Source organism: Bacteroidales bacterium, from assembly GCA_035299085.1.
GTDB lineage: Bacteria > Bacteroidota > Bacteroidia > Bacteroidales > UBA10428 > UBA5072.
In genome coordinates, this window is the sequence record DATGXG010000045.1 from 226,402 (window position 1) to 251,060 (window position 24,659).

The following is a 24,659-nucleotide window of genomic DNA, read 5'->3' on the forward strand; positions in this document are numbered from 1 at the left end:
ATGATTTTTGCAAATATCACCCTTGGATCAAATGTAGAAATTGACCCTTCAACGTCAATAAACAACGTAACCATTAAGGATAAAACAAGGATTGCCAAAAGATGCAGCATATACGGAGGGCCGAATAATATTCTTGAGATTGGTTACAACGGTTATGTTGGAATGAACAGTATATTAAATGGTTTTGCTGAAAAAATCACAATCGGAGATTATGTAAGCATATCTCAGAATGTTAATATGATGGTTGACTCCGGCCCTAATGCATCAGTTAGCCTTCAGAGACTTTTTCCCATTATTAAAGGGCCTATACATATTGGCGACAATTGTTGGATTGGTGCAAGTTCTATTATAATGCCCAATGTAATTTTGGGAAACTATTGTATAGTTGCAGCTAATTCATTTGTCAATAAATCGTTTCCCGATTTTTCAATAATCGGAGGAACTCCTGCAAGGCTTATCCGTACTTTCACTCAAGAAGAAAAGGCTAAAGTATTGGCTGGTCAGAATAATGAAATAAGCTCATATGAGGATAATTACCTCGATTTACCTTTTGAAGATACCCTTAGAAAATATAGAAAAAAGAACATACTAGATACGTTAAAAACTGATTCACATACCAGATTTCTTGAAATTGGATGCGGTCCTGATCCTCTATTCCAAACTATTACCGAATTTGAAAGAATGGTGGTGGTTGAGCCTGGTAAAGCGTTTTATAAAATGGTAACGCCTTTAGTTGACAAGGTTGATAATGTATTGATATACAATGATTTGATTGAAAATCTAACTGACAAACTGAAAAATGAAAATTTCGATGTTATCGTTATTGGTGGTTTTTTACACGAAATAGATAATCCATCAGAAGTTCTGTATTGCATAAGAAACATCTGCAGGAAGCACACACTGGTTTATTCTTTTGTACCTAATGCAAAGTCATTTCATAGGTTATTGGCCCATAAAACAGGCATTATTAAAAATATTTATGAAAAATCGGGTCATGACGAATTGTTCAACCGAAAGAATGTTTATGACAGTGATACTTTCAATAAACTATTTATAAATAACGGATTTAATGTATTAATGAACGGTTCATATTTTGTAAAACCGTTTACGCATGATAAAATGAGTGAACTCCTTACAAAAAAAATAATAAATGACTCTTATCTTGACGGATTGGAGCAAATGATTGAGTATATGCCTGATCTTGGATCTGAATTGTGGAACTTATGTACAATAAATGATTAAATTTCTTGACCTTAAAGCTATTAACGACTCCTTTGAGCCGCAATTAAGCAGATCAATTCAGCAAGTATTGGATTCAGGATGGTATTTGCAGGGAACTCAGGTTGCCTCATTTGAGAAGGAATACGGTTCATATATAGGAACATCCCATTGCATTAGCGTTGCCAACGGACTGGATGCCTTAAGGTTAATACTTAAATCGTATATGGTCATGGGAGATATTCAGGAAAATGATGAAGTCATAGTTCCTGCCAATACTTTTATAGCTTCCATTTTAGCCATTACTGACAATCGGTTAATCCCTGTATTAGCAGAACCGGATATTGGAACATACAACCTTGATACAGAAAAACTTGAAAACTATATAACCGACCGTACAAAGGCTATTATGCCTGTTCATTTATACGGATATGCTTGTTGGACTGAAAAGCTTGAAATAATCGCAAAAAAATACAATTTAAAAATCATTGAAGACAATGCACAGGCCTCAGGAGCTATTGAGTCAATGGCATTACGACGCACCGGTTCTCTGGGGGACGCCTCAGGCCATAGCTTTTATCCCGGCAAAAACCTGGGAGCACTGGGAGACGGTGGTGCGGTAACAACAAATAATGATCAGCTTGCCAGCATAATCAGGTCGTTAGCCAATTACGGTTCAACAAAAAAATATGTGCATGAATATATGGGGTTAAACTCCAGGCTTGATGAGATTCAGGCTGCCATATTGCGCGTAAAGCTAAATCGTCTTGATTCTGATAATCAGCGTCGTCGCGAAATTGCTCAAATTTACTGTGACCAGATAAAAAATCCGGATATCATTCTTCCATTAACCAGTAAACAATTGAAGATAACTGATAATAAATCACATGTCTGGCATTTGTTTGTTGTGCGTTGTTCAAACCGTCAGAAACTTCAAAATTACCTTGCTGAACATGAAATACAAACACTGATTCACTACCCTACTCCACCTCACAAGCAGCTGGCATATAAAGAATGGAATCATTTGAATTACTCATTGACAGAAAAAATTCATAATGAAGTTTTAAGTCTTCCAATGAGTCCGGTGCTGAAAGATTCGGAAATTGAACAGGTAGTATATCATATTAACGCTTTTAAATCCTGACTTTGACAGACCAGCAATCTTCATATAGGCAGATATTCAAGGCCACCTCCCTATTTGGCGGAGTACAGGTCTTTAACATCATTATCGGAGTAATACGCGTTAAATTCGTTGCCGTGTTGCTGGGAACTTTTGGTGTCGGTGTGCTGGGCCTATTAAATGCCCCTTTAAATCTTATTATGTCAATTTCGGGTCTGGGAATCGCCGTAAGTTCAGTTAGAGATGTCTCAGAATCTTATGGTACGGGCGATTCAAGGAGAATTGCCATAGTCATTAAAACATTGCGCCGATGGTCATGGTTCACGGGCATGTTAGGCGCAACTTTCACACTTGCACTGGCTCCCCTTTTAAGTCAATGGACCTTTAATAACAGAAACTATACATGGGCTTTTGTATGGCTTTCAATTACATTACTCCTTCAGGCGATTAATAAAGGTCAGACAGCTCTGTTACAGGGCACCAGGAGATTGCGGGAGATGGCAAAAGCTGCCGTAATAGGGTCTTCTCTTGGATTAGCCACTTCAATTCCGCTTTATTATTGGCTGGGAGTCAAAGGCATAGTTCCGGCATTAATTATTACAGCTATTACAGGGTTATTTTTGTCATGGTATTTTTCGAGAAAGGTGGTTATTGATGAGGTGCAGATCTCCTTCCGCGAAACGTTCACATTGGGTATTGGTATGGCCAAACTGGGCATTTCGATGACTCTGGCCGGATTTATAGGCTCTCTTTCCACATATGTTTTAAACGCCTTTATTGGCAACAGGGGTGGAGTTGAACAGGTGGGACTGTATAATGCCGGCTGGGGCGTTGTTGGTCAATATACAAGCATTATTTTTACTGCAATGGCGACTGATTATTATCCAAGACTTTCAGCTATTCAGGAGAATAATGAAAAAATAAAAGAACTTGTCAGGCAACAAAGTGAGACGGCACTTCTCATTATCACTCCGCTTCTTGCATTACTGATTGTAACAATGCCCCTGGTAGTCAGGATTCTATACACTCCTGCATTCATACCTATTGTCATGTTTGCAAATCTTACGGTTCTTGGAATGCAGTTTAAAGCCATTTCATGGGCTATGGGCTATATATATCTTGCAAAAGGAAATGGTAAATTATTCCTTACTATGGAAATCGTTTCAGGATTGATTATTTTGCTGTTAAACCTGGTCTTCTATTATTTTTATGGCCTTAACGGTCTGGGTATTTCATTTATAGTGAGCTTTCTCTTCGGGATGGTGTTTTCTTATGTTGTATTGAAAATGAAATATGATTTCAGCTTTCCAAAGAAATTTTACCTCATTTTTTTAACGGTATACAGTTTCGCAGCGTTGTCATTTTTAACCATTTTTATTAAAAACAATCCTGTGAGATATGCTGCCGGAATTTTTATACTTGCGCTGGCTGCAACATTTTCATTATACAAATTAAATGATTTAATTGATTTCAGATCATACCTGAAATCCAGATTTGGAAAATCCTGATTTAAGTAATCGCTTTGACGCTTAATTCCATCTATTCACATGTCAAATCTTGTTTCTGTTATTATTGCCACTTATAATTCTGCTCCTTTTGTCATTGAAACGCTTGAGAGTGTTAAGAATCAATCCTGGAAAGAGCTTGAACTAATAATCACTGATGATTTCTCAACGGATAATACTATTGATCTCTGCGAATATTGGCTGAAAGAGAACCATAAAAGATTTGAAAGCTCTACCGTGCTCAGAATCGAGAGAAATACCGGAATTGCAGCTAATGCCAATCGTGGTTTAAAAGTTGCCCATGGTGATTGGATTAAATTTTTAGGTGCTGACGATACACTAAAACCAAATTGTATCGCGCAAAATATGGATTTCATCGCTCAGAACCCACAAATAAAAATACTTTTCTCGAAGCTTGAAGTGTATAAGGATAATTTTGAACCGGGAAATCTCCTTGAAACAACTCCAGGAATGCCTTATGAGAAGAACAGTATCTTGTTTCCCGGTAGGTCTGCTGATTCGCAATACAGAATGCTGCTTATAAGCGATCGAATACATTTTTCGCCATCTGTTTTTCTGCATCGCGAAACAATTTTTTCAGTTGGCTGTTTTGATGAAAGATTTCGTATTGTTGAAGATTATCCCTTATGGCTGAATCTGACAAAAAAAGGAAATAAGCTGTATTTCATGGATAAGGTAACAGTGAATTATCGAAAACACATTAAAGCAGCTAATAATACAGGGTTAAAATTCATTATAAATCCAAACTATTTCAAATTAGAAAGCTTTAGAAAAGTATATACCTACCCGTTTTTGCCATCTTCAGTAAAGTACCATCAGAAATTAAACTGGTATTTAAGCCAGATATTTAAGTATCCGGCAATTAACCGTGATACAAAACTCAACAGGTTACTCTATTCATTGTTAACAATTTACTTAAATCCATTTCGATATTATTTCTGGTTTAAAAAACGGTTTAGTCGCGATGAAGCATTCACTGAACTTTTTACCTGAACAATATCTAACCGCTTAAAACACCTGAAAAGTATGATACGTCTTTCTGTAATAATTCCCATGTATAATGTTGAAAATTATGTGGAAAGGTGTTTACGTAGTTTGGAGAATCAAAATATACCCGAAAGTCATTTTGAGATCATCTGCATTAATGATGGGTCAAAGGACAACAGCCGTGAGGTAGTTATCAGGATGCAGCAAGAATTTAAGAACATTTATCTGATTGATCAACAAAACCAGGGAGTGTCAAGGGCAAGAAATAACGGTATTAAAAAAGCAGTCGGCAAATATGTTTTATTTATAGACCCTGATGACTATGTAAAGCAGGATTCACTTAATGAATTATTGAGGATTACAGAAGAAAAGAATGCACAGGTTTCAATCAGCGGATTTTCAATTCTCAATCATGCCGGAAATCTGCAGAAAAATGTTGAATACAAGCAATTCTGTAATGTTCTTTACCCGGGAATTGAAGCCTATTTTCATGCAAGAGGAGACGGATGGAGTGATCCTGACAGAACATGGGGAATTTTATTTGAGAAAGATTTTATTATAAATAATGAGTTGTATTATCTTCCGGAAGTACCCTATCTGGAAGATGGCGAATATATTGCTCGTGTTATGAGTGTAGCTGAAAATTGCCTTTTCATTGATCAGGTATTTTATATTCGTACAACAAGGCATGGATCTGCTACAAACAGCAATCTGTTTTATTCAGATGCTGCAATTAATGGGTTTATTCTAGCAGCCACAAATCTTCAGAATTTTAAGAAGAAAACTATTAAAAACCAGGAACAAAAGGACTTTATCAACCAGCCGATCGTTAAATTCGTTATTCTTTCGATTGATTCTTCTATAAGATTATTTAGATTTAAAACATTTCTGAATACCTATTCAAAATTAAAAGCAAACGAATTTCGTAAACTTGATCTGAATGGTTGCAACCGCTATTACACCAGACTTGGAACCTTCTTCAACATATCAGGATATCTTCTGTACTCTTACTATATGGTCAAAAAACCGGTAGGGTCGATATGGAAGACAATGAAAAAATTTCGCAGATTGATTACTGAATGAATATCCTATTCTGCTATGGCAATTGGATGAATCCTCGTAACGGAGGTGTCCAAAAAGTTTCCGATACACTTGCAAGATATTTTGCAAATCATGGTCATTCCTTATACTATATCACATGGCAATATGAGGAAAATGACAACTATCATTTTCCTGCATTGACCTATCATTTACCTGACAAGGCCATCTTATTTACAAAGGAAAACAAAGAATATTATCACTGGTTGTTATCCGAATTAAAAATCGATGTTCTTCTTAATCACGATGCATCCAATTACAGAAACAGATTTTTCCTGGATACAGGAATTCATAAGGCAAAAAAAATATCTGTTTATCATACAGACCCACTGAACGGGTTAAACTCCGTAAGTGAGTTATCAAAAAGTTATGTGCTTCTGATCAATAGACATTTTCCTTCAATAATTCATTGGCTGAAAGTACAGAAGAAAAGATCTGAAATCAGTTATCTTTTGAAAAAAAGCCACAAATTAGTTGTTTTATCACAGGAATTTAAAAAACAAATAGGACATCAGCTTAAAATAAATTCAGTAAAGATTGAAGCAATTAACAATCCCACCGTATATTCAGGAAATCACAGACCAGTTGTAAAGAAGAAGCAGTTGCTATTTGTTGCAAGAATGGAGCTCGCAGTTAAAAGGCCGGATAAAATGTTATTGATATGGTCAAAACTGGAAAAAGATTTTAACGATTGGAAATTGATATTTCTTGGAGATGGTCCGGATAGAAAGACTATTGAGGAAATTGCTTCTTCGCTTTCTGTTAAAAATGTTGATTTTAAAGGCTTTGCTGACCCTATTCCCTACTATGAAGATTCGTCAATTATATGTATGACATCGGACTACGAAGGATTTGGACTTGTATTGATCGAAGCTATGCAATTCGGGACTGTTCCCATAGCATTTAATAACTGGATTTCGCTTAAGGATATTATTGTTCATAATGAAACCGGCATCCTTGTGGAAACGCGAAACATAGATGATTACATTGTAAAACTTAAAGACTTAATGATAAACGAGGATAAAAGAAATCAAATATCCGTTGCGGCCAGGAGTTATGCCAAACGGTTTCATATTGATACTATTGGTTCACAATGGCTCAATCTCCTGAACCAATTGGAAAATTGAAAACAACCAGAAGATTTGTATAATGAATGAACTTAGGCAACATAACAACAAGAAAATACTACTTGTCTCAAATGCATTTTATCCTGAGATATCGCCGCGCAGTTACAGAGCTACTGAACTGGCAAAAGAATTCTGCAGGCAGGGACACTCTGTTGTGGTAATATCTAAATTCAGGGATTTTGATTACGCTGAATTTCTGGATAAGTTCCCAATATTGCTTAAGATGTGGAGCAAACCAAAATTTCCGGCCATTCCTCAGTTTAAGTCAAAACCATTTTCACTGATAAGCCGGTTTCTCTCCCGAATTCTTTTACTGCTATTTGAATATCCGGGAATAGAAGATATGTTAAAGGTTAAGAAAAAGCTGAATGATGAGAACGGTTATGATTTAATGATATCCTTTGCAGTTCCATATCCGGTACACTGGGGCGTAGCCTGGTCAAGGTCACGAAAACACCGGATTGCCGGAACCTGGGTAGCTGATTGCGGGGATCCTTATATGGGTGATGTCTTGGATTCTTTCAGAAAACCTTTCTATTTCAGTTTTTTTGAAAAGAATTTCTGTAAAAAGGCCGATATTATTACAATTCCCATTGAGAGCGCTAAACCAGCCTATTATAAGGAATTTCACGCTAAAATCAAGATAATTCCTCAGGGATTTGAGTTTAATCTCGATAATAGTCCAAAAGAATTACCAAAAAGTGATTGCATAAATTTCGCTTATGCAGGTAGTTTCTTGCCAGGAGCCCGTGATCCCAAAAAATTTATGGAATGTTTGATACGGGTGAATCAAAGTTTTAAGTTTTACGTATTTACGAATAAACCGGAAACATTAACCGAGTATGAAACTGCCCTTCAGAACAAGTTAATAATATCCGGATACATTCCCAGACATGAATTGATGAAAGTCTTGACCGGCATGAATTTTCTGGTGAATTTTGACAATAATACCCTGTTAAACTCCCCGAGTAAATTAATTGACTATGCAATTGTTAAGCGACCCGTATTAAATGTTACAAATAATTTTGATGAAGCTGATTTGTATCAGTTCATGAGAGGCGATTTCAGCCGTCAAATGGTTTTACCCGATCCGGAAATGTATCATATAAGTAATATTTCAAAAAGATTTTTAGAAGTGCTTTAAAGGGAGAGAAATTATATGTTCAGCGATACTTCTCATAACTTCGTTTCCTATCCGTCCTCATCTCTTAAAGACTATTTATTAATGTTTTTGTTATGGCCTTTTCTGGCCTTTCTTATTGCATTAAAAAACTATTCACAAAAGGAATCCAAAAAAATAGTATATATTTTTCTGATATATTATGGATTAACTTTTGTTGTGGGGCATACCGGCAATGATGCAGAAAGATATGCGTGGAATCTGAAACATTATTCTGAAATGCAATTTTCTGCATTCTTTGACATTATCGGTGGAATGTATAATTCGCAGACTAATGTAGATATAGTTGAACCATTAATTTCTTTTTCCGTTTCACGATTTACATCCTTTTCTGGTCTGCTCTTTGCTGCATATGCTGCTTTGTTTGGATTCTTTTATATCAAATCAATCAATCTTATCCATAAGCGTTTCATAGAAAATCCAAATGACAATTCATTTATTCATATGGCATTTTTCGTAATGATTTTGCCTATAACAGCAATAAATGGATTCAGGATGTGGACTGCATCATGGATTTTCTTTTACGGAGCATATCATGTAATTCTATATCGTGATATCAGGTATTTTATATTGAGTTTAATGGCATGCCTGGTGCATTTCAGTTTTCTTTCAGCCAATGCGATTCTGATCATTTATTTCTTGGTCCGGAACCGGAATGAAATATATTTTCCATTAGTAATTGCATCTTTCATTTTACCAAATTTACTTGCCCCGGTCTTTCAGTTCTTCTTCGGGAATTTGGGAGGTGCTTTGAAATCAAGAGCTAATATGTATTACAATGAATCAACTATTCTTGGTCGACAGGAAATGCAGCAGCAATTGGCCTGGTTTATGAAAATAGGTGAGGATCTGATTTTATATTATCTGGTTTTTGCGATAATAATTATTCAACTGTATAAAAAGTCGTTAAGAGAACAAATTGACAAAAATTTATACAGCTTTCTGCTGCTGTTTCTTGCTTTTGTAAATTTCGGTAAATCGATCCCTTCATTTGGTGGTAGGTTTCAGATTGTGTTTTTTATGTTTGCCACTTTGTACGTTTTTCTGTTTTTTCTTAAAATAGAGAACAAAAGACTGCATCTCATCACATGGGTTGGATTGTTTCCGATGCTGCTTTATTCAGCGATAGCCTTCAGGCAAGGATCAGATAGCTTTAACGTTATGGCCTTAACGCCCGGTTTGGGTTTACCATTGCTTATTCCCGGCATATCAATAGCCGATCTTGTTTTTAACTAGCAATTCATTCGAATAATGAATAAACAGTCAATTATAAAAAACCTGTCCAATATTTCAGGTTGGCGTACAAAAAGGAAACTGGTAATCATTGAATCAGACGATTGGGGCAGTATTCGAATGCCGTCATCGGTTGTTTTTGATAAATTAGTCTCAGGTGGTATAGACCTGTTATCAGGTGATGGCTTCCGTTTTAACAAATATGATTCTCTGGAAAGTTCTGAAGATTTAAACTGCCTATTTGATACATTGAATAATGTCAGGGATATCAGTGGAAGGCCGGCAGTTTTTACACCAGTTTCAGTAGTTGCAAATCCCGACTTCAGAAAGATAAAACAAGCCGACTTCAGGGAATATTTCTATGAGCCCTTTACTGAAACTTTAAAAAAGTATCCTGGTTGTGAAAATACATTTGCATTATGGAATCAAGGCATAAGCAACAGGTTATTCATGCCACAGTTCCATGGACGGGAGCATCTGAATGTTAAAGCCTGGCTAAGAGCATTACAGAACAAAAATAACAAGATACTGCTTGCATTTGAGAATGAAATGTGGGGCATTTCCACCGCACAGGATCCTCAAATAAGACTTGAAATTCAGGCAGCATTTGATCATATCGATCCCACCGATGTTACCTATCATAAGCAAGTTATTACTACGGGACTTGATTTGTTTGAGAAAACATTCGGTTATAGGGCGAAATTCTTTGTGCCTCCTAACGGTCCATTTTCCAATGATCTTATTCCTACTTGTTATTCAGCGGGTATAAGGTATTTATCAACTCCTAAGATTCATTCTCAACCTAAAGACTCTGGTGATAGCCGGAAAAGGCTGCATTGGATAGGTCAGAAAGATCGTTCCGGAATAATTTTTATTACACGAAATTGCTTTTTTGAACCCAGTATACCCGGTATTGATTGTGTTGATGCCTGTCTTTATGATATTTCAGTCGCCTTTAAATGGCATAAACCTGCAGTAATAAGTTCTCACAGAGTAAATTATACCGGCTCACTGGATAAAAGGAACCGTGATAACGGTCTGAATAAATTGCAGATTCTGCTAAAAGAGATCGTTAAAAGATGGCCCGAAGTTGAGTTTCTTACATCGGATGAGTTAGGAGATTTATTATCAGATAAATGATATGCCCAGATTTTTACAGAATATAACCAGGAACATTATGAATATACCTGGCTGGAGGACTAACCGAAAGCTCATTATCATTGAAAGTGATGATTGGGGCAGTATCAGAATGCCTTCCAAAGAGGTTTATAACAGATTCAATACACATGGATTTGAAATTTCAAAAAGTGAATATAACCGCCTGGATAGCCTTGAAAACAATGATGATTTGGAATCATTGTTCGAAGTCTTATCACGGTTTAACGATTTTAAGGGAAATCACCCGGTGATAACCGCAAATGTAGTTGTCGGCAATCCTGATTTCAAAAAAATAAAAGAATCCGGTTTTACACAATATTTTGTTGAACCGGTTACAGAAACACTTAAGAGATATAGTAACAGGAATAAAGTGGAATCGCTTTGGAAACAAGGTGATTATGCCGGAATATTTCATCCGCAGTTTCACGGGCGTGAACATGTAAACATTATCAGATGGATGAATGCTTTGAAAACCGGCACCAAGGAGATCATGTTTACATTTAATGAGAATACTACGTTTTCAGGAAACGGCGATTATAATTTTATGGAAGTACTGGATTATAATTCCCCGGAAGACCTAACCCTGATGCAAAATAGTTTGAAGGAAGGACTTGCGATTTTTGAAAACATATTTTTGTTTAAATCAAAATCATTTATTCCACCGTGTTATACATGGGGAAGTGAAATTGAAGAGACACTTCATTTAAACAGTGTCAGGTATATTCAAGGACTAGTTGTTCAATCGGTACCTACCGGTTCTTTTGGAAATTATACCAAAAAATACCATTATCTTGGAGAAAAGAACCGTCATGGACAGTATTTTTTAATCCGAAATTGTTTCTTTGAGCCTTCCCTCTCCTCGTCCTCTGATCCTGTAGGAGATTGCATTGACCGGATCAGGATCGCATTTCGATGGAAAAAGCCTGCAATAATCTGCACTCACAGGATTAATTTCATCGGATCACTTGATGAACAAAACAGAACCAGAAATCTTGCAAGGCTCAATGAACTGTTTAAAAGAATACTCATGCTATGGCCTGATGCGGAATTTATCACATCGGATACATTGGGTGATATGATTGCTGAATCAAAACACTAATTAGAGAAAGTTTTATGGTACCAGGCTCTGAAATCAAAGTACTGATAACCGGAGATTTATGTCCGTTAAACCGGATAGAGGATTTAGCATTACAGAATAATTTCCAGGCTATTTTCAATGATTATATTGATGTGTTCAGAAATAATGATCTGAATGTAACTGATCTGGAATGCCCTTTGACGTTAATTAAGGAAGGAAGATTAAAAACCGGACCACACCAGAAAGCAAATCCGCGATGTATTGAAATATTGAAATACGCCGGTATTAATTTAGCTGCACTGGCCAATAACCATATTATGGACTATGGTTCAAAAGGAGCGGAAGAAACCATGAACCTTTGTCATAACAATGGAATAGCTACAACAGGAGTGGGAGAAAATATTGCTGAAGCACGAAAAGCATATGAAATTACTATCAGGAATAAGAAATTAAGCATATTAAATATTGCGGATAACGAATTTCTCACAGCCACTGATGGCAGCTACCAGGCAAACCCAATAGTTTTACCAACCATATATTATGATATTGTAAATGCAAAATCAGCCAGCGATTATGTTATATTGATAATTCATGCAGGAAATGAATTCTACGAATTGCCGTCACCCAGAACAAAAGAATTATACCGGTTTTTGATAGATTCTGGCGCCGACGCCATTATTTCAAATCATACTCACTGTTTTAGCGGATACGAGATCTATAAAGGAAAGCCCGTTTTTTATGGTCTAGGCAATTTTATTTATGATTGGCCAGGGAAACAAAATACCGACTGGAACAAAGGCTATGCAGTTAAACTTCTGCTCTCCGATTCGATAAGCTTCGAATTATTTCCTCTTAAGCAGGGGAATGAGATCCCGGGGGTGTTTCATTTAAATGACCAGGAAAAAAGCGCATTTTTAGAAGTTTTGGAATACAGAAACAGCATTATCGCTAATGATTCAAAACTCTCATCAGCTTTTTCAGAGTATATTCATAAAGTCACCCCTATGTACGATTCGTTTATAGAACCATATTTTGGAAAAATATATAATGCGCTTCGCCAGCGGCATTTTATTCCTAACCTCCTCAATAAAAGAAAGAGGTTGCTTCTTTTAAATTTAACCCGATGTGAGGCACATCGGGATGTTCTGTTGAAAATATTATCTAGAGATTTATAAAATGTGCGGTATATCAGGATATATAAATCTGAACCGGCAAGCAGTTGAAAATACTGAGGCGATAATCAGTATGTTAAGAACTCAGCGGCACAGAGGACCAGATGATTCAGGGATCAGAGTATTTAATCTCAATAACAAAACCTCAATGGAGGTTAATCATAAAAATCCAACTCATATTGAGGGTGATTATAATGGGGTAATAGGCTTTAACCGTTTAAGTATTCTAGATTTGTCAGTTAACGGGCATCAGCCCATGATGAGTCCCGATGAAAAAGTTATTCTGACATTAAACGGTGAGATATACAATGCATTTGACTATAAAGATGAACTGATCAATTGGGGGTATCAATTTAAAAGCACATCAGATACCGAAGTCGTTTTAGCATTGTACCTGAAATACGGGATAGACGGACTTCTTGAGAGATTGAACGGGATGTTTGCGATTGTCATTGCCGACTTATCCAAAAGCATTATGCATATTGCAAGAGACCGTTTTGGCATTAAACCCATGTATTATATATTTAATAATCAATTGTTTGCTTTTTCGTCCGAATTAAAAACTTTCAGATATTTGCCTGGCTTTTCATATCAGATTGAAGAAGATCAGTTGAATGAATACATGCTTTTCAGAAATAATCTCAAAAATACGCTTTTCAAAGATATTCTTGTTTTAAATCCTGGTTTTTACTTATCAGTATCACCTGACAAGCAGCCCGAACTCACATCGTATTTTAAAATAAATCATTTCATCAGAAATTCTAATAGTACATCAAGCCGGGAAGTATACGAAAAAATGCTTGAGATTTGCCTGAGCAAAAGCACAAGAAGACAATTAATCAGCGATGTAAAAGTTGGATGTCAACTTTCAGGTGGGATTGATTCGTCACTGGTGACTTATTATGCAAACAGAAATAGTACCAATACCCAATTTGAAAGTGTATCAATCATCTTTTCAGATCCTTCATTTAATGAGGAACCATTTATTGATCAGGTTTCGAACAACCTGAACGTACCTTCCCATAAGTTTTTACTGGATGCCGACTATTATCTGAAGCATTTTGAAAAAGCCACGTGGCATCTTGAACAACCAATAAATCACCCAAATACAATTGGAATTTATCTTTTATCTCAAAGGGCTAAAGAATATGTGACGGTACTTCTCAGCGGTGAAGGTGCAGATGAAGTATTCGGCGGATACAGAAGATATTATGATATCAGTTATCCATTCCGCAACAAAGTATTTTTTTCAAAATTGAAAAATATTTTGCGCTATCCGCATGAACTTAAGACATATATAGATCCGGCCTACCGTGCCATATTGGCCACTGCATTTATGCCACTAGGTATTGCTGAAAAGCTTAGAAATGACTTTGATTTTAAATCTGCCATAAAGAATCGCGAAGCTTTGTACAAAAAGCTTGATGGTTCTTTATTTGACAAACAGGTTAAATACGAAATGATGTCTTATCTGCCTGATCTTTTAATAAGGCAAGATAAAATGTCAATGGCACATTCAATCGAAAACCGTGTACCTTTTCTCGATAATGAAATGGTAAACTTTGCATTTAATACACCATCGAAATATTTGCTCATCCGGAAAAGTGCAGAAGGCTACAACAATGAAAAATATATGCTTAAAAAAATAGCAGCCCGTATTTTTGATAACAATTTTGCATTCAGAAATAAAATGGGATTTGGTATTCCCGTCAGACAATATTTTAATAATCCGGATTTCAATGAATATCTGAATGATAAGATTTTACCGGGAATTAAAACAAGAGGAATTTTTAATTATTCTGTTGTTTCAGACTGGTTAAAAAAACCCGGCAATATTACCTATCAGCAGCTTGAGTCATTATGGATAGTGGTTGCATTTGAGATTTGGGCATCAATTTATATAGACCAACCCTATGAAAATTGGAATACATTTATCTCCTGATTCATTCAGTGACCGATGGATAGAATACTGTAAATACAAACAGATTGAGTTCAAGATTGTAGATTGTTACAAATCTGACATCATTGAGCAATTATCTGATTGTGATGCATTGATGTGGCATTTCAACCACAAAAGTCCAAAAGCCAGTAAATTTGCAAAACAGCTCATTTATTCGGTGCAGGCCTCGGGTAAAAAAGTATTTCCTGACTTTAACACTACCTGGCATTTTGATGACAAAGTTGGGCAGAAATATCTTCTTGAAGCTATTGGTGCTCCATTGGCCCCTTCATATGTTTTCTATGATGAGAATCAGGCCATTCAATGGTCCTCTGCCACTTCATATCCCAAGGTTTTTAAACTTCGTAACGGTTCCGGATCGGATAATGTCAGACTTGTAAAGAATGCCATCGCAGCTAAGAGATTAATAAAAAAGGCTTTTCGTAAAGGATTTGCGCAATATGAGGCATGGAGCAATCTCAAAGAAAGATTAAGAAAATTCAGGCATGGTAAAACAAGTCTGTGGAACGTAACCAAAGGTGTAATACGCCTTTTCAGAAAAACCGAATATGCAAGAATGACAGAAAAGGAAAAGGGATATGTTTATTTTCAGGATTTCATTGCGGGAAATAATTATGACATCAGGGTAATAGTTATAGGCGATAAGGCTTTTGCCATAAAAAGACTTGTAAGAGAAAATGATTTCAGGGCATCAGGAAGCGGTTACATATTATATGAAAAGGAACATTTTGATGAAAACACAATTCGTTTAGCCTTTGAAATATCAGAAAAGCTTAAATCTCAGTGTATGGCCTATGATTTTGTATTCAGGAATGGATACCCACAACTTGTTGAAATCAGTTATGGGTTCGCAAAGGAAGGCTATGATGCCTGCACCGGATATTGGGACAAAGAACTCAACTGGTATGACAAAAAGGTTACTCCACAGGCATGGATGGTTGATTTAATTGTGAAGTAATGAAAAAAATTTGTCTTATCCTTCCTGATTTACACAAAGGCGGCATGGAAAGAGTTATGGCTGAGCTTGCTTGCTATTTCTATGCCCGCCATAAATCTGAAATATACATTATTCTGCTGTTGAATCATGCAAAAGTATTCTATAAAATTCCGCCTGAAGTAACTATAATCAGGCCTTCCTTTGCTTTTAACAATAATAAAAGAATTATTTCTACTATCCGGACTCTCATTTTTGTTCGAAAAACGGTAAAACAACTGGCACCTGATTCAATACTTTCCTTTGGGGAAACTTATAATTCATTTGTATTAATGAGTTGCCTGTTTACGGGATTTAATGTGTTTGTTTCAGATCGCAGCCGTCCTGATAAAAGCTGGGGTTTTCTGCAGGAAAAACTGAGAAAAATACTTTATCCGGGAGCCAGGGGGATTATTTCGCAAACCACGTTTTCAAGGGATTTTTTAATAAAAGAGACCGGGCATAAGAATATCTTGATAATACCCAATCCGATAACTTACCTGGTTAATCATTCAGGCCCGAAAGAAAATGTAATTCTTAATGTTGGAAGGATCATAAAAAGTAAGCGACTTGATCTTCTGCTGAATATTTTTAGCCGGTGTAATAATGAAAACTGGAAATTATGGATCGTAGGAGAAAATGAAACAGGCCTACAGACAATTTTGTCAGAACAAAGTAAAGAATTGCGTATCTCTGATAAAGTAATATTCTGGGGAAAACAGGAAGACATGAGCAGATTCTACAATATCTCAAAGATATTTGCATTCACATCAGAATCTGAGGGGCTGCCTAATGTTTTACTTGAGGCTATGTCTGCAGGTTTAGCCTGCATAAGTTTTGACTGTATCGCAGGCCCAAGTGATCTTATTCAAAACGGAGAAAATGGTTTTCTTGTGGATTTGTATGATTGCAATGATTATGTTTACAAGCTAAATAAACTAATCAGCGATGATTCATTACAGCAATATTTTTCAACAAACGCAAAAAGCAAATCTCAGGAATTTGATATCAATATTATCGGAGAAAAATATTATAATTTTTTGCAATCATGAAACTCGGCCGATTTGTTTCAAAAAGTTCATTTCACCTTCAAAAAAATGTGATCGGGTTATTAACCCTTATAGATAGTCGGTTATATATGAAGCTGTATAACAAATTACTCAGAAGGCATGGTTTCAAATTAAACGGTTCACCAAGATTTATTGCCAAAAGTGCACGATTTGATGATTTTAACAGAATTACTCTTGGTGAAAGACTTGTTGTTTCAATGAATGTACATTTTCTTACTCATGATTATAGTTATACTACAGCATTAATAGCAGCCGGTAAAAAACCGGCCACGGATATCGGAATATTGCGGGATATTACGATTGGAGACAACGTCTTTATTGGTATGAATTCAATTATTTTGCCCGGAACCAATATTGGCAACAATGTAATTGTCGGAGCCGGTAGTGTGGTTCGCGGTAAAATCCCTGATTTCAGTGTTGTTGCAGGGAATCCTGCAATTGTAATATCCAATATTCTTGATTTTGAAAAGAAGGCAACAGACCGAAAAGACAATGATCTTATTATAGATAAGAAATGAAATACCTAAAGCAGTCATCTCATATAAAACTTTAACACATGAAGATATTAGTTACAGGAGCCGCTGGTTTCATAGGCTCAGCCATTGTGCCTGTATTAAAAGCGAGTGATCATGATATTTATGTCATAGATAATCTCACATTCGGCCGACGCGACATAGTAGACGTATCCGACTCCAACTTTTATGTTGCAGATATAAGAGACGCCCGGCTTATGGATAAAATCTTAGATCAGATTCAGCCTGAAATTATAGTACATCTTGCCGCCATTCATTTTATTCCTTATTGTAATGCTCATCCATACGAATCAGCTGACGTAAATATACGGGGTACGATTAACTTACTAAATGCGTCAAAAAAAGTAAAATCATTAAAAAAGTTCTTATTTGCATCCACCGCAGCGGTATATCCGATCTGTGATGAAGCTGTGAATGAAACTCATGAGCTTTTACCCATGGATATTTATGGTTTATCCAAACTTACAGGTGAACGGCTTTGCACTGAATTTTACCTCGAAACAGGCATTGACACTATTATTTGCCGGTTTTTCAATGCATTCGGCCCCAATGAAACAAACCCTCATTTAATACCCGAAATAGAAAAACAGCTAAGAGAAGGTGCGAGATTAATAAAACTTGGAAATCTCACTCCCAAACGCGATTTTATTCACACTCACGATATGGCTGCGGCGCTTAAGCAGCTTATTAGCTTAAACAATACAGGACTGGGTATATATAATCTGGGAAGAGGAATTGAATATTCTGTTGTAGAAATTGTTGAAGCTTTCAGCCGTCAACTTAATGAAGAAATCAAAATTGAAGTGGATCCGGAGAGAATCCGGAAAATTGAACGCGAGCATCTTTTAGCCGATGTAACAAAGCTAAAAAACACAGGATGGCAACCTTTATTGGGCATTGATGAAGGAATCAGGGATCTGATTCACAACTGGAACTGAAAATAAAATCAAATGAAAAACAAAAGATTAAAAATTGGTATCGTTTTTAACTTCAATCCCATTTGGATGGGGGGAATTATTTATATTATCAATGTAATCCGGATTCTTGATTTTCTAGATGATGATGAAAAACCTGAAATAACATTATTTTACAGGCAAGATCTTAAAACATTTGCAGACCAGATTAAATACCCTTATTTAAAAAAAATCGAATGGAAGTTTCCTTCAATTATTAACGGATATTTAAAATCGTGGCTGTTTCACAAAAATTTTTTCATTGAGGATATCCTAAACCAATATAGTCTGGATGCCTTATATCCGCTTCATGATTTTCCTGTCAGATCAGATGGGAAAGTTAAGTTAGTGAGCTGGTATGCAGATTTACAGCACATTTATTATCCTAATTTCTTCTCAAAAAGGAAAATTGTAGAGCGGACATTAAGGATCAAATTTATTTTGAAAAACACTAATGACCTGGTAGTTTCAAGCCAGGCTGTAGCTGATGATTTTAAGCGATTTTTCAAAATAAGGAAGAATATGAATATTCATATATTCCATTTTGTTTCGGTACTTGAAAACATTGAAAACCTGGACATCGATACGCTAAGGTCTAAATATAAACTGCCGGAAAAATTCTTTCTTGTATCGAATCAATTTCACAAACACAAAAATCATATTATTTTACTTAAATCCCTTATAAGGCTTAAACAGACAAATTCAGACATTCATATTGCACTGACCGGCCGTTTCCCTGCAGCAACATATTCGCCTTATATGCAGGAATTGCATTCACTGATTAAAGAAAACAGGTTGGAGGATCAGATCAGCTTTCTGGGTATCATTCCGAGAAATGAACAGTTGTTTTTGATGAAACATTCACAAGCTGTCATTCAGCCGAGTTTATTTGAAGGCTGGAGTACAGTAATTGAAGATGCAATATCACTGCAGGTACCGATAATTGCGTCTTCATTGAAAGTTAATCAGGAACAATTAGGTTCAACCGGCATATATTTTGATCCCCATGATGAAGAACAATTGGCGGATATCATTGCCAATTTTCCTATAAGAAATTTAAGCGACAGGTTTTATGAGGAATATAATACAAGGATTAAAAGTGCAGCAAAAGTCTTTTTGAAAATTTTAGGTGTTTAATCTCCAAATGCTCTCAAGATTGAACAAGATTTTAATAATCAATCAGAATTCAGGATATTTAATGATAGATCTTGCCAATTCCCTGGCAGAAAAGAATTTTGATGTTTCTCTTTTAACCGGAAGGTTAATAGTCAGAAATACCAAATTACATAACAGTATCAAGTTACGAAAAATACTTTCATATAACCGTAACACTACTTTTAGCAGGATTATAAGCTGGATGATAGCTTTCATACAGATAACCTGGAGTGTTAAAATTCATTACAGGCAGCATTTTATTATAATTGTCAGCAATCCGCCTCTTAATGCATTCCTTCCAATCTTCGTCAAAAACAGATTTTCATACCTTGTTTTTGATTTATATCCTCAAATACTTGTAAAAAAAGGAATACTCAGAAACGAGTCGTTTGTGAACAGATTCTGGATGAAAACCAATCTGAAAGTTTTTAGGCAGGCTGATGAAATTTTTGCTATAACTGAAAGTATGGCAGAAGCCATTCAACCATACTGTAATAATAAGAATATTCAGGTAGTGCCATTATGGGGCCACAATAATTTTTTCAATGTTCCGGATAAGAATTGCAATCCTTTCATAGCAGAGCATAAACTACAGGGAAAATTTATAGTACTGTATTCAGGAAATCTGGGGGCCAATCAAAATTCAGAATTGTTTTTAGAATTGGCAATGAAATCGAAAAATCCTGACATTATATTTCTGATCATCGGGGAAGGTTCTCATAAAAAGTTTTTGGAACAAAAAGTTGAAAATCTGAAAATAGACAATTGCATTTTACTGCCATTTTTACCAGCCGAAATCCTTCCCTATTCTTTTAGTGCTGCTGACCTGGCGATTGTTAGTATAGGGCCCGACATTTCTGAATTAAGTATTCCAAGCAAAACTTTCAGTTACATAGCCGCCGGATTACCCTTAATGTGTATCTCCCCAAAGAATTCAGAATTAGAACGGCATGTGAGGAAATTTAATAATGGTGAATCTTTTACTATTGACCAGATTAAAGAGATGACTGAATTCATTGAAGATTTGTCTGGTAATGAAAATAAGCTTACAGCGTTCAGAAGAAATTCGCTGGAGGCATCAAAACACTTCTCAATAAAAAATGCTGAAATAATACCTGACATTTTAGTAAATTCGATTTTTGCACAATGAAAAGAGGGATTTATACTAGATTTATAAAACGAATTTCCGACTTCATACTGGCTTTTATTATTTTGATAATCAGTTCGCCTCTTATGATTTTGATAATACCCCTGTTATTTATTAACAATAAAGGATCTGTTTTTTTCAGACAAATAAGACCTGGTAAAAATAATTTGAGTTTTATGCTTATAAAGTTTAAAACTATGAATGACAGTAGAAATTACGAAGGGAAATTATTGTCTGATGCGGATCGCTTAACTCCTTTGGGTAAGTTTTTAAGAGCTTTTTCTTTAGATGAATTTCCACAACTTTTTAATGTACTTGTAGGAGATATGAGCCTAATAGGGCCAAGGCCTTTACTTACAGATTATCTGATGTTGTATAATAAACATCAGATACGACGGCATGAAGTCAGGCCCGGAATTACAGGATGGGCGCAGGTAAATGGCCGAAATACCTTATCCTGGGATAAAAGATTTGACCTGGATGTGTGGTATGTTGACCATATTTCATTTATGCTGGACATGAAAATATTATTCCTTACCTTATATAAAGTAATCAGGCGTGAAGGAATCAATTCTAAAAATACTGCAACTATGGAACGATTTACAGGAAATTTAAATTCAAATAGTAACCTTTGATATAAAAATTGAAATTATGAAAGATAAACTAATCACCGCATTGGCTGAAGCTCTTGAAATTGAACCTTCCGCAATTAATCCAGAGGACACATTCAGGGATTACGAGACTTACAGTTCATTAACAGAACTATCCGTGCTGGCTATGTTGGATTCAGATTTTGGTATTGAACTTGAAATGAAGGATTTCAATAAATTCAAAACCGTTGAAGATTTGATCCAGCTTGTAAACAAGTCAAACAAATGATGGCATTATGGGATTAATGACTTTTGAAAATATCGGTATAACAGGAATGGCGGCTGCTGTACCAAAACATAAAATCAATAATTTTGAACATGACCTTTTCTTTAAAAAAGAGGACATTGCCGAAATAATTGAAAAAATCGGAGTTAAAGAACGAAGATTTGCTGATGAAAACACGTGTTCTTCAGACCTATGTTTTTCAGCGGCAAATAAGTTAATTAGTGATTTAAATATCAACAGGGAGGAGATAGGGTTATTATTGTTTATTTCACAAACTCCCGATTACAGAATGCCGGCTACTTCTATTCTTTTACAGAAGCGACTGGAACTGCCGAATTCCTTGATTGCTTTTGATATAAACCTGGGATGTTCAGCATTTCTTTATGGACTTGTTGTGGCTTTCTCCATGATAAGCTCAGGCGCAGTAAAAAAAGCCTTGATTCTCGATGGCGAGACGCGCTCAAAAGTTTATTCCCAGAAAGATCGAAAAACTGCCTTTCTTTTTGGGGATGCAGGCATAGCAGCCATTATTGAAAAAGATGAGAAATTCGGAAAAAGTTACTTTTCACTCAATTCCGATGGTTCTCGTGAATCATTGATAAAGATTCCTGCAGGGGGTTACCGTACGATGAGTTCCTGTGAAACAGTTAAGGAAAAAGTGATTGATGAATATGGTAATATCCGGTCAGATGAAAATGGTTATATGAATGGCTCCGATGTTTTCAATTTTGTTATCCGTGAAGTGCCAAGAGACTTTAACAGGTTGCTCGAATACTCTGGTTCCGAAATTTCTGGAATTGATTATTTCATTTTTCACCAGGCAAACAGTTATATTAATGAGTTTTTAGCTAAAAAACTTAAGCTTCAAGGAGATAAAATACCAACAACAATTCAGAAATTCGGCAATACTTCATCCGTATCTATACCACTAACCATTATTTCTGAATTGAAACATAAGCTGAATGCACATTCCCGATTACTATTGTGCGGATTCGGTGTTGGACTTTCGTGGGGAACAGCTATCCTTGAGGTGGACAACTGCAAAATCTCAGAAATTATTGAAGTATAATCTGAATTTATGTCAGTTTCGGATTTTTCACTAAATAATAAAGTGCTCTTAATTACAGGAGCATCCTCAGGTATTGGGAGGCAATGTGCAATTACCTGCAGCCATTATGGTGCAAAAATAGCGCTTTTCGGAAGAGATGAAAACCGTCTTCAGGAAACACTTCATCTAATGAAAGATCCTGAAAAACACAGAATTTTTAGTGTTGATCTCCTGGACTATGAAGTCGTAAATACGACAATTCAGAATGTCTGCACAGAAATGGGCAGACTTACCGGAATAATAAATTGTGCAGGCATTTCGACCACTCTGCCTATTAATTCACTTTCTGTTGAAAAACTGGAAAAATTCATTCAGACAAATGTTATAAGTGCAATTAATATTACAAGACAGGCAATTAAAAGCACTTATTTTTCTGAATCGGGAGGAAGTGTCATTTTTCTGAGTTCTGTCATGGGTATTGTTGGTGAAAGTGGTAAGACTTTGTATTCCCTGACTAAAGGTGCATTGATTTCAGGAGTTAAATCCATGGCTGTCGAGTTGGCCTACAGGAAGATCAGGGTCAATTGTGTTTCACCGGGTGTTGTTGAGACACCCATGTCGATGAAAGCTGTATATAGCCAAGATGAGGAATCACTTAACAAAATCAGAAAATTGCACCCTCTGGATCTTGGCAAACCGGATGACATTGCAAATGCATGTGTTTTTTTACTGTCTGATGCATCAAAATGGATCACAGGAACAAACCTGATTGTGGACGGAGGTTATACAGCCAGGTAAATTCTAAAAGACCTTTATAACATGGAAAATGTAATTATTATTGGTGCTGGTGGTCATGCTGCTGAAATTAATGAATATATAACTCATTCTGAAGTATTTGCCCAAAAGAAAACAATTCAAATTATTGGTTTTCTGGATGATAATCCGGAAAATTATGCCCGTTATAATTTTGACGCACCTTTGCTGGGCGGTGTTAAAGATCATGTGATCAGATCAGATTGTCGTTATATTATTGGAATCGCAGATCTGACCTATAGAAGACTCTTTGTGGATACTTTTAAAAAGTCAGGTGCAACTTTTCTTTCCTTTATCCATTTCAATACCTATATTTCAAAATCTGCCACAATAGGTGAAGGCAGCGTTATCGGTCCAAACGTTACTATTGGACCTAACGTTCAGATTGGACAATATACCCTGATAAATTCCCGTTGTAGTATTGGCCATGATACTATAGTCGGAAACTACAATTTTATCAGTCCTAATGTTTGTATGTCAGGGTTTACGAAAGTCGGTGATGAAAATCTATTTGGAATAAACAGTGCGACAATACCGGGTATTTGCATAGGTAACAGAAATAAAATTGGCGCAGGAATGATTCTCGACGGAACCGTGGGAGATGATACTGTAGTATTCTATCGGTACAAAGAAAAAATTATTGCAGTTCCAAAAAGGACTTAGTGTAAATTTTGAAACCATTTTCTTATTTTTTTCGTAGGAGCATTATTAACTAAACCTTGTGTTATGCGTAAACTAACTTTAATTCAATTGTTTGCAGCTTTATTGTTTTGTTGTTTTATCAGTTGCAGAAAAGAAAAAAATGAAACCGATTTCTATGGTAATGGGCCTGTCTCAGGTGGGGATTACTATGTAGCAACATGGGGAAATGATACCAATCCGGGTACATTTGAACTTCCATGGGGTACCTGGCAAAAAGCATTTGAAACGGCTGAGGCGGGGGATACGGTTTATTTCAGGGGTGGAGTATGGTATCCTAAAGTGGCTGCATATGGCAATAACATTACAATGATCAATCCTGCTTATGGTAATAAAAACGGTGTTGGTCATAATGGCACCTATCAAAATCCCATTTGTTTTTTCAATTACCCCGGTGAAGTTCCCATCCTGGATTGCTCACAGATTGACCTGAGCAAACAGACTTTTAATTCTGCGTTAGATCTTGAATATGCTAATTTTTTAAAATTCAGAGGATTAACTGTCAGAAATGTATTTCAGCCTTCTAATGGTAACC

General features: G+C 36.0%; 24 protein-coding genes. All 24 read left to right on the forward strand.

Annotation, left to right across the window (positions count from 1 at the left end; all coding sequences use genetic code 11):
* Window positions 1–1,242: a DapH/DapD/GlmU-related protein gene (locus tag VK179_15185; protein ID HLO60091.1), complete on the forward strand. Its 1,242-nt coding sequence runs from the start codon at window positions 1–3 to the stop codon at window positions 1,240–1,242.
* Window positions 1,235–2,362, forward strand: coding sequence for a DegT/DnrJ/EryC1/StrS family aminotransferase (locus VK179_15190; protein HLO60092.1), 1,128 nt, complete (start codon window positions 1,235–1,237; stop codon window positions 2,360–2,362). The genes VK179_15185 and VK179_15190 overlap by 8 nt, the downstream gene beginning before the upstream one ends.
* 2 nt (window positions 2,363–2,364) lie before the next feature.
* The gene (locus VK179_15195; GenBank protein ID HLO60093.1) at window positions 2,365–3,846 is read left to right on the forward strand and encodes an O-antigen translocase; all 1,482 of its coding nucleotides are present in this window, start codon (window positions 2,365–2,367) and stop codon (window positions 3,844–3,846) included.
* Window positions 3,847–3,885: 39 nt separating this feature from the next.
* Window positions 3,886–4,857, forward strand: a complete 972-nt coding sequence (locus tag VK179_15200) for a glycosyltransferase (GenBank protein ID HLO60094.1) — start codon at window positions 3,886–3,888, stop codon at window positions 4,855–4,857.
* Window positions 4,858–4,890: 33 nt separating this feature from the next.
* Window positions 4,891–5,934, forward strand: a complete 1,044-nt coding sequence (locus VK179_15205; protein ID HLO60095.1) for a glycosyltransferase — start codon at window positions 4,891–4,893, stop codon at window positions 5,932–5,934.
* Window positions 5,931–7,076: a glycosyltransferase gene (locus VK179_15210; protein ID HLO60096.1), complete on the forward strand. Its 1,146-nt coding sequence runs from the start codon at window positions 5,931–5,933 to the stop codon at window positions 7,074–7,076. The genes VK179_15205 and VK179_15210 overlap by 4 nt, the downstream gene beginning before the upstream one ends.
* A 22-nt stretch (window positions 7,077–7,098) precedes the next feature.
* Entirely contained in the window at window positions 7,099–8,220 is a 1,122-nt protein-coding gene (locus VK179_15215) for a hypothetical protein (protein HLO60097.1), read from the forward strand.
* A 15-nt stretch (window positions 8,221–8,235) separates the two neighbouring features.
* A complete protein-coding gene (locus VK179_15220) occupies window positions 8,236–9,492 on the forward strand; it encodes an EpsG family protein (protein HLO60098.1) in 1,257 nt (418 codons plus the stop codon).
* 15 nt (window positions 9,493–9,507) lie between these two features.
* Window positions 9,508–10,629, forward strand: coding sequence for a hypothetical protein (locus VK179_15225; GenBank protein HLO60099.1), 1,122 nt, complete (start codon window positions 9,508–9,510; stop codon window positions 10,627–10,629).
* A gap of 37 nt (window positions 10,630–10,666) precedes the next feature.
* Window positions 10,667–11,746, forward strand: coding sequence for a hypothetical protein (locus tag VK179_15230; protein ID HLO60100.1), 1,080 nt, complete (start codon window positions 10,667–10,669; stop codon window positions 11,744–11,746).
* A gap of 14 nt (window positions 11,747–11,760) precedes the next feature.
* Entirely contained in the window at window positions 11,761–12,900 is a 1,140-nt protein-coding gene (locus VK179_15235; protein ID HLO60101.1) for a CapA family protein, read from the forward strand.
* Window position 12,901: 1 nt separating this feature from the next.
* Window positions 12,902–14,839: an asparagine synthase (glutamine-hydrolyzing) gene (gene asnB / locus VK179_15240; GenBank protein HLO60102.1), complete on the forward strand. Its 1,938-nt coding sequence runs from the start codon at window positions 12,902–12,904 to the stop codon at window positions 14,837–14,839.
* On the forward strand, window positions 14,811–15,815 hold the full coding sequence (locus VK179_15245) for a hypothetical protein (GenBank protein HLO60103.1): 1,005 nt from the start codon (window positions 14,811–14,813) through the stop codon (window positions 15,813–15,815). The genes asnB and VK179_15245 overlap by 29 nt, the downstream gene beginning before the upstream one ends.
* Entirely contained in the window at window positions 15,815–16,882 is a 1,068-nt protein-coding gene (locus tag VK179_15250; protein ID HLO60104.1) for a glycosyltransferase, read from the forward strand. Before VK179_15245 ends, VK179_15250 begins: the two co-directional genes overlap by 1 nt.
* Window positions 16,879–17,418 (forward strand): acyltransferase, encoded by a 540-nt coding sequence (locus VK179_15255; GenBank protein HLO60105.1) that lies wholly within the window; start codon window positions 16,879–16,881, stop codon window positions 17,416–17,418. Before VK179_15250 ends, VK179_15255 begins: the two co-directional genes overlap by 4 nt.
* A 38-nt stretch (window positions 17,419–17,456) precedes the next feature.
* The gene (locus VK179_15260) at window positions 17,457–18,371 is read left to right on the forward strand and encodes an NAD(P)-dependent oxidoreductase (GenBank protein ID HLO60106.1); all 915 of its coding nucleotides are present in this window, start codon (window positions 17,457–17,459) and stop codon (window positions 18,369–18,371) included.
* 12 nt (window positions 18,372–18,383) lie between these two features.
* Window positions 18,384–19,523, forward strand: coding sequence for a glycosyltransferase family 1 protein (locus VK179_15265; protein HLO60107.1), 1,140 nt, complete (start codon window positions 18,384–18,386; stop codon window positions 19,521–19,523).
* A 19-nt stretch (window positions 19,524–19,542) separates the two neighbouring features.
* On the forward strand, window positions 19,543–20,691 hold the full coding sequence (locus tag VK179_15270) for a glycosyltransferase family 4 protein (protein HLO60108.1): 1,149 nt from the start codon (window positions 19,543–19,545) through the stop codon (window positions 20,689–20,691).
* Complete coding sequence (locus VK179_15275; GenBank protein ID HLO60109.1) at window positions 20,688–21,323, forward strand: sugar transferase; 636 nt, start codon at window positions 20,688–20,690, stop codon at window positions 21,321–21,323. The genes VK179_15270 and VK179_15275 overlap by 4 nt, the downstream gene beginning before the upstream one ends.
* Before the next feature lie 16 nt (window positions 21,324–21,339).
* On the forward strand, window positions 21,340–21,567 hold the full coding sequence (locus VK179_15280) for an acyl carrier protein (protein HLO60110.1): 228 nt from the start codon (window positions 21,340–21,342) through the stop codon (window positions 21,565–21,567).
* Between the two features lie 7 nt (window positions 21,568–21,574).
* Window positions 21,575–22,633, forward strand: a complete 1,059-nt coding sequence (locus VK179_15285) for a ketoacyl-ACP synthase III (protein HLO60111.1) — start codon at window positions 21,575–21,577, stop codon at window positions 22,631–22,633.
* A 9-nt stretch (window positions 22,634–22,642) separates the two neighbouring features.
* Window positions 22,643–23,410, forward strand: coding sequence for an SDR family oxidoreductase (locus tag VK179_15290; GenBank protein ID HLO60112.1), 768 nt, complete (start codon window positions 22,643–22,645; stop codon window positions 23,408–23,410).
* A 21-nt stretch (window positions 23,411–23,431) separates the two neighbouring features.
* Window positions 23,432–24,088 (forward strand): acetyltransferase, encoded by a 657-nt coding sequence (locus VK179_15295; GenBank protein HLO60113.1) that lies wholly within the window; start codon window positions 23,432–23,434, stop codon window positions 24,086–24,088.
* Between the two features lie 63 nt (window positions 24,089–24,151).
* A partial coding sequence (locus tag VK179_15300) for a hypothetical protein (GenBank protein ID HLO60114.1) occupies window positions 24,152–24,659 on the forward strand: 508 nt, incomplete at its 3' end.

Bases quoted from the DNA above. Each gene is read 5' to 3' on its own strand.
- VK179_15275 (HLO60109.1), top strand. From the start codon at position 20,688: ATGAAAAGAGGGATTTATACTAGATTTATAAAACGAATTTCCGACTTC.
- VK179_15235 (HLO60101.1), top strand. From the start codon at position 11,761: ATGGTACCAGGCTCTGAAATCAAAGTACTGATAACCGGAGATTTATGT.
- VK179_15255 (HLO60105.1), top strand. From the start codon at position 16,879: ATGAAACTCGGCCGATTTGTTTCAAAAAGTTCATTTCACCTTCAAAAA.
- VK179_15260 (HLO60106.1), top strand. From the start codon at position 17,457: ATGAAGATATTAGTTACAGGAGCCGCTGGTTTCATAGGCTCAGCCATT.
- VK179_15220 (HLO60098.1), top strand. From the start codon at position 8,236: ATGTTCAGCGATACTTCTCATAACTTCGTTTCCTATCCGTCCTCATCT.
- VK179_15205 (HLO60095.1), top strand. From the start codon at position 4,891: ATGATACGTCTTTCTGTAATAATTCCCATGTATAATGTTGAAAATTAT.
- VK179_15190 (HLO60092.1), top strand. From the start codon at position 1,235: ATGATTAAATTTCTTGACCTTAAAGCTATTAACGACTCCTTTGAGCCG.
- VK179_15295 (HLO60113.1), top strand. From the start codon at position 23,432: ATGGAAAATGTAATTATTATTGGTGCTGGTGGTCATGCTGCTGAAATT.
- VK179_15290 (HLO60112.1), top strand. From the start codon at position 22,643: ATGTCAGTTTCGGATTTTTCACTAAATAATAAAGTGCTCTTAATTACA.
- VK179_15245 (HLO60103.1), top strand. From the start codon at position 14,811: ATGAAAATTGGAATACATTTATCTCCTGATTCATTCAGTGACCGATGG.
- VK179_15230 (HLO60100.1), top strand. From the start codon at position 10,667: ATGAATATACCTGGCTGGAGGACTAACCGAAAGCTCATTATCATTGAA.
- VK179_15215 (HLO60097.1), top strand. From the start codon at position 7,099: ATGAATGAACTTAGGCAACATAACAACAAGAAAATACTACTTGTCTCA.
- VK179_15250 (HLO60104.1), top strand. From the start codon at position 15,815: ATGAAAAAAATTTGTCTTATCCTTCCTGATTTACACAAAGGCGGCATG.
- VK179_15280 (HLO60110.1), top strand. From the start codon at position 21,340: ATGAAAGATAAACTAATCACCGCATTGGCTGAAGCTCTTGAAATTGAA.
- VK179_15285 (HLO60111.1), top strand. From the start codon at position 21,575: ATGGGATTAATGACTTTTGAAAATATCGGTATAACAGGAATGGCGGCT.
- VK179_15265 (HLO60107.1), top strand. From the start codon at position 18,384: ATGAAAAACAAAAGATTAAAAATTGGTATCGTTTTTAACTTCAATCCC.
- VK179_15210 (HLO60096.1), top strand. From the start codon at position 5,931: ATGAATATCCTATTCTGCTATGGCAATTGGATGAATCCTCGTAACGGA.
- asnB (HLO60102.1), top strand. From the start codon at position 12,902: ATGTGCGGTATATCAGGATATATAAATCTGAACCGGCAAGCAGTTGAA.
- VK179_15200 (HLO60094.1), top strand. From the start codon at position 3,886: ATGTCAAATCTTGTTTCTGTTATTATTGCCACTTATAATTCTGCTCCT.
- VK179_15185 (HLO60091.1), top strand. From the start codon at position 1: ATGATTTTTGCAAATATCACCCTTGGATCAAATGTAGAAATTGACCCT.
- VK179_15225 (HLO60099.1), top strand. From the start codon at position 9,508: ATGAATAAACAGTCAATTATAAAAAACCTGTCCAATATTTCAGGTTGG.